This window comes from Microcoleus sp. PH2017_12_PCY_D_A, assembly GCF_020738565.1.
GTDB lineage: Bacteria > Cyanobacteriota > Cyanobacteriia > Cyanobacteriales > Microcoleaceae > Microcoleus.
Genome location: NZ_JAEQCI010000178.1, coordinates 1 through 8,195 on the forward strand (window position 1 = coordinate 1; position 8,195 = coordinate 8,195).

6 protein-coding genes are annotated in these 8,195 nt (G+C 46.2%); 1 reads left to right on the plus strand and 5 read right to left on the minus strand.

Features of this window, described 5'->3' with window-relative positions:
• Positions 1-4 precede the first annotated feature (4 nt).
• The 5 genes from JGK39_RS31255 to JGK39_RS31275 form a co-directional block, all read right to left on the minus strand.
• The gene (locus JGK39_RS31255) at positions 5-1,018 is read right to left on the minus strand and encodes a YwqG family protein (RefSeq protein WP_293298704.1); all 1,014 of its coding nucleotides are present in this window, start codon (positions 1,016-1,018) and stop codon (positions 5-7) included.
• Positions 1,019-1,122: 104 nt separating this feature from the next.
• Positions 1,123-1,632, minus strand: coding sequence for a hypothetical protein (locus JGK39_RS31260; protein WP_293249147.1), 510 nt, complete (start codon positions 1,630-1,632; stop codon positions 1,123-1,125).
• A gap of 132 nt (positions 1,633-1,764) precedes the next feature.
• A complete protein-coding gene (locus tag JGK39_RS31265) occupies positions 1,765-4,995 on the minus strand; it encodes a PAS domain-containing protein (protein ID WP_293249150.1) in 3,231 nt (1,076 codons plus the stop codon).
• 306 nt (positions 4,996-5,301) lie between these two features.
• Positions 5,302-6,429, minus strand: a complete 1,128-nt coding sequence (locus JGK39_RS31270) for an aldo/keto reductase (protein ID WP_293249153.1) — start codon at positions 6,427-6,429, stop codon at positions 5,302-5,304.
• Positions 6,430-6,434: 5 nt separating this feature from the next.
• Positions 6,435-6,944 (minus strand): bifunctional nuclease family protein, encoded by a 510-nt coding sequence (locus JGK39_RS31275; RefSeq protein WP_293249156.1) that lies wholly within the window; start codon positions 6,942-6,944, stop codon positions 6,435-6,437.
• Between the two features lie 232 nt (positions 6,945-7,176).
• On the opposite strand from JGK39_RS31275, the gene ribE reads away from it, so the two are divergent.
• Entirely contained in the window at positions 7,177-7,890 is a 714-nt protein-coding gene (ribE, locus tag JGK39_RS31280; RefSeq protein ID WP_293249159.1) for a riboflavin synthase, read from the plus strand.
• The last annotated feature ends 305 nt before the right edge of the window (positions 7,891-8,195 follow it).

Here is an 8,195-nt window from a genome sequence, read left to right on the forward strand (position 1 = left end):
AGCCTCAAATGATTGCAGAGCAATTATTTGAGGTTTTGAGAATTCTGAATTCTTTTGAAATTAAATCCGATCGAATATCTGCGGAATGTGGGTTATAAATCACCTGAGAAAAATCTAATTTTTCTAAGTCCTCAGCACGAATCAAAAAGTTGCCTACTCCACCATCACCCCAACAAAATTCATCATCACTAATCATGTGTAAGAGTACAACTTTATGGTCTTGGTATTGCGGAGTATACTCACGAGGGTCAGTTTGCGTAAAGTAGGCGTATCCCCCTATTTTATGGTGAATTTCGTATAAATTAGCATAATACCAATCAAATACTTTGTAATTATCTGCACTCATTACCTCAAAGAATTGTTTAACTTTTTGTTCTTCAAAAATGTTATTAATTTGATAGTCTTCTGGGCAAACCCACTCATTGTCAGGACTAAACTGTAAAGCCAAACATTCTTGAGAATTATTCACATCTTGGTGCTTTAAAGGTGAAGAATAATGTTCATAAATACAATCGATCAAAGGATTATCAAGAGAAGAATTATTTTCGTCAACAAATTGCAACGCACTAAATTTTTGATTGTTTAAAGTTGAATAGCTCTCATTGATATCCAACAAAAAAGCAAAATCTGTTTGACAATGATTTCTGTCAATTTCTAAAAAGTACAATACTTTGAAATCTTTTTGATTGTCCAATTTCTCTAGATCCATTCCATAAGAACCTAGATTGTTGTTACTAATATAAAACTGCAAAATTCCTTGTTTGGGGAAAGGCGCTAAATATGGCACTTGGGCAAAGATTTCTTCAAAATTGAGTTGTGCCAAAAGGTGCATATATTTTCCATCACTATCTTTGGGAAAATCGTAACCTTGCGGCAAGTAAGGCACTCCGCCAAATTTGCTTGACCACAAATCAGTCACCTTGCGTTCGTAAGTGATTTTGATAACAGGCTTTTCTGAACTTTCAATTTCTTGGCGAAAAGGTTCTAATTCAGCAGGAAGCTCAAGGTGGGTTTTCATTTTTTTATACGAATTATAAACCGCATTTATTAGCTAAAATGCACGGTGCGTCAGCTCTTGATTTATCGATTATCCCAAAAATCTCTCGCTGCTGACGCACCCTACTAAAAGCCTTTGATTTTGCCTCGAAGACCGGGATTTGACAGAGATTCTAAGTCTATTTTACAGCTTTGCCGATCGCCCTTGCACGCATAAACAGCCAAAGCCGTCCCCTGACGGTTGCAAACTCGCAGGTTGTAACCGTACTCGCTAGAAGCTGCGCCGAAGCGGTTGACAAACTGATAGCGCTCCATATAATCGAGCAAACTCCACAGTTGGCGGTTGACGATGACGATAACCCATGTGTTGCTGCGATCGACAAACCAGCGATCGAGCAATTTGCCACCAAACTGTTTTTGAGCCAACCACAGACTCGGCGTGCTCTTTTCGGCTTGCGAAAGCGGCGGCGCCGGGAAATTGGCAGCGTCTCCAGTCGGGCAAACCGGCTGCTGGGAAAACGCCGCAGATTGTCCCCACAGCAAGGTTTTGATGCACGCAGAACTGGCAATTAGGAACAAAAATAAACTTTTTGTCAAAATGCAATTCTTGCGGCTATCAACATCGTATTTCATCATGATTGTTTGATTTCTTATCTATTTCCCGTAAATCAGTCCTGGACGCATAACCAACCTATGTAGGGTGCGCACTGCGCACCTTACCACTAGCAATAGCGGAGTAAACCATTTCTTACATATTTTCCTGTAAAATTATTGAAATTCCGATCGCCTAAACAACGAAGCAGGCAGAAAAGCCGTAAAAGTAGAACCGCAATCTAACTCGCTGCTAACTTCAATATCGCCGCCCATCATCTGACAAAAACGCTGGCTGATAGTCAATCCCAAACCCGTGCCGCCGTACTTGCGAGTAGTAGAATTGTCCGCTTGGGTGAAAGGTTGGAAAAGTCGCTCTTGCTGTTCTTTTGTCATGCCGATCCCCGTGTCCGTCACTCGAAAAACTAAATATTCAGCATCCAAAATTAACATTTGAACAACTCGCGGTTGATATTTATTTTTTAATTCTTCGCTAGTAATTCTTTCGACAGTAAGTACGATCGCCCCATTAGCAGAAAACTTAGCAGCATTGCTCAGCAAATTCAGAATTACCTGCCGCACTTTCATCAAATCGCCGTGCATGGCGCCGATATTCTCGGCACTCAATACTTGCAAAGTATTACCGTTTTTCTCCATTAGCGGTTTGACAGTTGTCGCCACCTCCTCGATGAGGCCGCCAACATCGAAGCTTTCGAGATAAATCTCCATCTTGTCAGCTTCAATTTTGGAAATGTCGAGAATGTCGTCAATCAGTTGCAGCAAGTGTTTCCCAGCAGTCCGAATTTTGTCTAAATCCGAAACTACTTCTAAATTCCCCAACTCCTCGGCATCTTCCACCAGCATATCGCTGTAGCCGATAATTGCGTTCAGGGGAGTTCGCAACTCGTGGCTCATGTTTGCCAGAAAAGCACTCTTGGCGCGGTTGGCGAGCTCGGCAGCTTCTTTGGCTAACTGCCACGCTTCTTCGGCGTCTTTGCGATCCGTAATATCCCGCAGCGTCGCCACCACTGCTTCCACACTGCCGTCTGTGGCGCAAACCGGGCTGAGAATGTATTCGTAGTCGCGGGTTCCCCAGGCTGCGGTGGGGACGATTACTTCGCCTTTGGCGGGTTCGGCTGTGACAAATATGCGATCGCACTCTTGATGAACCCGCTGCATAATGTTTGGGGGCCAGCCCAATTCCTGCCAGGTTTTGCGAATCATTTCTCTGGGGTTCATGCCGGCAGCTTGGGCGGCGGTACGGCTGACGTAAGTGTACCTTCCCGATCGATCGACTAGAAAAATTAGGTCGAGGGAAGCGCCGAGAATTCCGTCAACGGTTCTGGCGTGTCGGGCTACTTGAGCCGTCATTTGTCTGACGGTGATGGCGCCGCGGATTTTTGCAGCGAGTTCAAACTGCAAGAGTTGGTTGGCTTGTTTGAGGAATGCCGTGCGTTGTTCGACTTCTATTTCTAGTTCTACTTTGGCTTTTTCTAGGGTGAGTTCGGCTTTTTTGCGATCGCTCACATCCGTAGAAATTGTACCGACTGCATAAGCTCTACCTTCGGAATTGCAGAGGGGAAATTTGAGAGACAGATAAGTGTGTACTCCGTCGTCTTGAGGGATGACTTCTTCAATGCCTAGGGGCGAACAGGTTTCGATAACTTTCAGGTCGTTTTCTCGCAACGCTGCTGCTTTGTCTTCTGGAAAAATATCGCCGTCGGTTTTGCCTGTTATTTGCTCTTTTGCCATGTGGAACAAATTGTCAAAATGCCTGTTGGTGAGCAGGTATTTTCCCTCAACATCTTTGATGTGAATCATGGCTGTGGAGTTGTCTAAAATCGCTTGCAGCAGTTCTTCGCTCTGGCGCAGGGCTGTTTGAGCATTTTGGCGTTCGAGTATTTCTCGCTGCAATTGCAAGTGGAGGCGATTTAAGTCTTGCCAAGCTTCTTGGACTTGATTTAAGGCGATCGAGCTTTTTGCTAGTTCTGTACTTGTCGGCTGTGGGTGGTTCGATCCCCAGTTGGCAGCCACTTCTAAGGTTGGGACAGTTAGCGAGATTTCGGGATTTGCGATCGGCGCGCGATCGCCCGCACAATTTCCATACTCAAAATCCATCGCTAATTGACTTTCTAAATTCGGTTTTTTCGGGAATAAACCGGGGCGATCGCCCAAATTTAAATTTTCCGATTGCTTCTCTTCCGGGCCCGAATTAGATGCCCAATTCCCGTCTGCTGTTGATAAATCTGAGTTAGCGGGTTTAGCAATCCGCCTGGTGACTGCAACTGCCAAAGCGACGGGGGCGACAGCAGCAGCAGACAGTACCAGCAGCCAATTATTGCCCCACCAGGTTGCGAGATCGGTTTGTGGCATTCCCCGCACTAAAATTGCTGCGGGTTTTCCAGCTAAATTGTCCAGAGATTTAGCCGCTACTGTATAAGTTTTACTGCCTATTTGCATTTGTTGGGCGACTGGTTTGCCGGCGGCTGCGAGTGCCGATTTCAGCAGCGATTTGTCTGCCAGCAAATCTGGCAACTTTTGATTTTTGGTAAATATTTGCGAACTTGCCAACACAAATTTGCCGTCAGTTGGGACGGAGTAGATAGCGCGATATCCGCCACTTTGTAAATTGATGGTTTCGCTGCTAGCAACTGCCGTCGTTTGGCTCAAAATTTTTTCTAACACTAAGACACCAATCACCGTCTTAGTTTTGGGATCGTTTACCGGAGTTGCTGTGTAGCGGACGAGGACACTACCGTCTCCCGCAGCGCGCGGCAAAGATACCAATTGTTTCTGAAGTTCCGATTTGGCAATAATTTTGCTGGCGGTTATTGGCTTTTTTGCTGCGAATACTCGATCGACTATTTTTTGCAGGTTAACACTTTTTTCCTTGAGGTTGGGGTTGACGTTAACCACAATCTGCCCGTTTTTTCCCACTAAGGCAGCACTGTCTATTTCCCCTGTTTTAACTTGATTTTCCAAAATCTGCTTGACAGGTCGCAAATTTGATATATTTTTACCGCTGTTATAAGCTGAAGCTATTTGGGCGATCGTTTTGCTATCAGAGGAGTTTTGCAAACGGTCGGCAGCGCGATCGAGTTGAAGATTGTAGTTACTTTCACTAAGGCTCAGTTCAGATTTAGCTTGATTTTGCAGTTCGCTGCTTCCAACAGTCGATGTTAGCCAAAGTCCTGCTCCCGTTAATCCCACTGGCAAGATAGTTTGTAAGGCCAGCAGTCCAATTAATTGTTTTCGGGTGACAGACAAGTTGTAGGTGGAAGGCCTGAAAACTGCTTTCAATTTTGTTTCGGAAGTCGCAAAATTAGTAGGTTGCGAACAATTTTGCTGGCTGTCGTTTAACTGAGTTTGAGCCATAGTAGTAGATGCTGAATCGTTTGTAGATGACACGGGATATTAATCTGGAAGTATCAAGTTGAGATTTGGAAGTAGAGATTTTAGAGAGAGTTCCGTTAATCACCCATCAGAAAAATCTTGGCTCTCGCTGGCTCGAAGAAAGTAATAAAATAACTGGGGTATTGTCATAGAAATAAAGTTTCTGGCTCTTCAACCAGATTTTGTTATTTAGTTTTTTTACCAGAAAGAATTGGTTTAAAGCCGGAAGCCAGGGAGAAATTAAAAGAAGACGATTCATTACTTCAATCCTCGGACTGACCGGAAGAGGTTGCTGTCAACTGTCAACTGTCAACTGGTGTTTCAATCCCACAACCGCCTGCCGGCTTTGCCAGCCAGTCGCTGGTGAGTATCTTTGAGCAAAGTTGGGATGTCCAACTCTTCGGGACACCGGGGCAAACATTCGCCGCAATCGGTGCAGCGGTTGCCTTTGCTTCCAGGAAACCAATGTCCGGCATTTTCCAACATAGCATAGCGGTATTTGCCAAACTCAGTCATGTCGCACCCGACGGCGAGATTTCGCAGCCGCAATACTTCGGGAATGTTGATGTTTTCCGGGCAAGGCAAACAGGCATAGCACTGGCTGCATTTGTCGGTTTTCAAACGATCGGCAATCACCGATTCTAGCCTGACAAACGCAGCGATTTCGGCCTGGGTGAGGGGAAAGTCGCGATCGGCATATTTTAGAGGTTGCTCTAATTCTGTCGGATTTGCAGGCCCCACACTCAGAGTCCCAATTCTAGTATCGCTCAGTAAAAACCGATAGTTCAACTCTAAGGGCGAGAAAGGCGAGCATAATTGTGTCAGAGTTTCCGGGGGCGTGTAGAGTTGCCCTCCTTTGTCTGCCGGAGAAATGATGAAAACGCCCATATCTTTGTGCTTGGCGAGTTCAACTGCCGGGGCGTTGCGCTGAAAAAAATAGTAATAATGCAGATTGACAAATTCAAATAAATCGGTATTAATGGCTGCCAAAATCAGATCCACAGGCCCGTGAGTCGAGAAACCGACGTGCCGAATTCTGCCGTCAGCCAAGGCTTTGCGTACAGCTGACCTGCAGCCTGCGGGCGATCGCACCATCGCCAAATGTTCCCAAGTATTCAAACCGTGAATTGCCAGACAATCGATATAGTCTAAATTCAGGCGTTTGAGAGACGAGTCGATGGAGCGTTCCATTGCAGCAGCATCGTCCGTTGGGGGGATTTTCGTAGTGACGTGGAAGCGCGATCGACCGACAGGCAACCCCGCTAGGGCCGCGCCGAGATATTCCTCGCTGCAACCGTAACCCGCCGCCGTTTCCAGGTGATTGATTCCCTGAGATACAGCCTGCCGTACAGTCTGGCAGGCAATTTCCTCAGAAGCCAAATAGCGCATAGTTCCCAAGGAAAATACGGACAGGTACAACTCCGTTTTGCCAAACCGTCGATAGCGCATAAATGTTACGACGAAGTTTCGCCTTGGCCCAAGCCGCTTCTCTTGATCAAATCCTCCGGGCGGAGGTTTGAGATAAATTCGCGAAAGGCCCGGCGTTCGGCCTCATCAGCATCTCGATCGACCGGTATGGAAGCATCGGCGACGACTTCTTCCATCACCCAGATGGGGCTATTCGTCCGCAGAGCTATGGCGATCGCGTCGCTGGGACGGGCATCGATCTCTTTTTTCACTTCACCCTGACGGACAATCAGCACGGCATAGAACGTGTTATCTTGCAGCGAGTGAATCACTATGCGCTCCAAGGTAAGACTCCAGGCCTCTAGGAAATTGACCATCAAATCGTGAGTTAAAGGTCGAGGAGGCTTGTGGCCTTCTAGAGCGCTAATAATAGCCTTTGCCTGCTCCTGACCGATATAAATAGGCAAAGCGCGTCGCTCAGTAGCGTCTCTCAATAGGACAATAGGGCTGCGCGTGGCTGCATCTAAGGCAATTCCAGCGACTTTCATTTCAATCATTCGATCGGCCTCATAGAATTAAGAAACCGTAAAGCGGTAGAGAACTCGGACATATAGATGACCTGAATCCAGTATTACAAAAATTGTCTGGGTTTTTTGGAACTATACCTCGATCGATTTTAGATTTGAGATTTTAGATTGACTCGGGAGGAGAGGCGACAGTCAAAGCTGCTGCGTCTGGTTTGTGACTGTGGTTTCATGTAAATAAGCGATCGACTAAGAAAAAATAACTATGTTTACAGGACTGATTCAATCTCTCGGAAAGCTGAAATCGCTAGGCAACGATTACTTCCAAATTTCCTGCACCTCAAGCAACTCCTATCAGATTTTACAAGATTTAGCCATTGGCGATAGCGTAGCAGTGGATGGAGTTTGTTTGACGGTAGTAGAAGTTCTACCCCAAGGTTTTGTCGCCATCGCTTCCCCGGAAACCCTACGCCGCACTACTTTGGGAGCATTCCCCGATGCTTGGGTCAACCTAGAAAGTTCCCTGCGCGCCGGTAGCAAATTGGGGGGACATTTTGTGACGGGACACGTAGATGCGATCGGCACTTTAGCCACATCCACCCAAACCGCCAACGCATGGGAGATGAGATTTGCAGCCCCACCAACAGCCAATTCGGGATGGCAGCGTCAAATCGCACCATACATCGTTTCCAAAGGTAGCATCGCCGTCAACGGCATCAGCCTCACCGTAGCAGATTGCGATGGAGACGGAAATTGGTTTGAAATAGCCGTAATTCCCCACAGTTTTTCCGAGACAAACCTCAGCTATTTGCAGCCGGGAAGTTTAGTTAATTTAGAAGCAGACATACTCGGCAAATACGTAGCAAAATTTCTCCGCAGCGGCCGGGAACAGCATCCCGAACCTTGGGAAGAAACCCCCGCCATCAACAGTTTAGGAACAATTACACCCGAATTCTTAGCCGAACACGGATTTATGTAATCAAAAATTGGTTCGATCGTTCGGACTTCAGTCCTCTTTTTTCCAAAACTTGGTTCGATCGTTCGGACTTCAGTCCTTTCTTTTCCAAAACTTGGTTCGATCGTTCGGACTTCAGTCCTTTCTTTTTTTTGCGGACTAAAGTCCTCACTGCGAACCTGTCCTATCTTTTCTAAAAATTGGTTCGTAGTAAGGACTGAAGTCCTCTCTTTTTTTGCGGACTAAAGTCCTCACTACGAACCTGTATTCAGGAGTTGATTCCTCTTTTTTTTGCGGACTAAAGTCCTCACTACGAACCTGTATTCAGG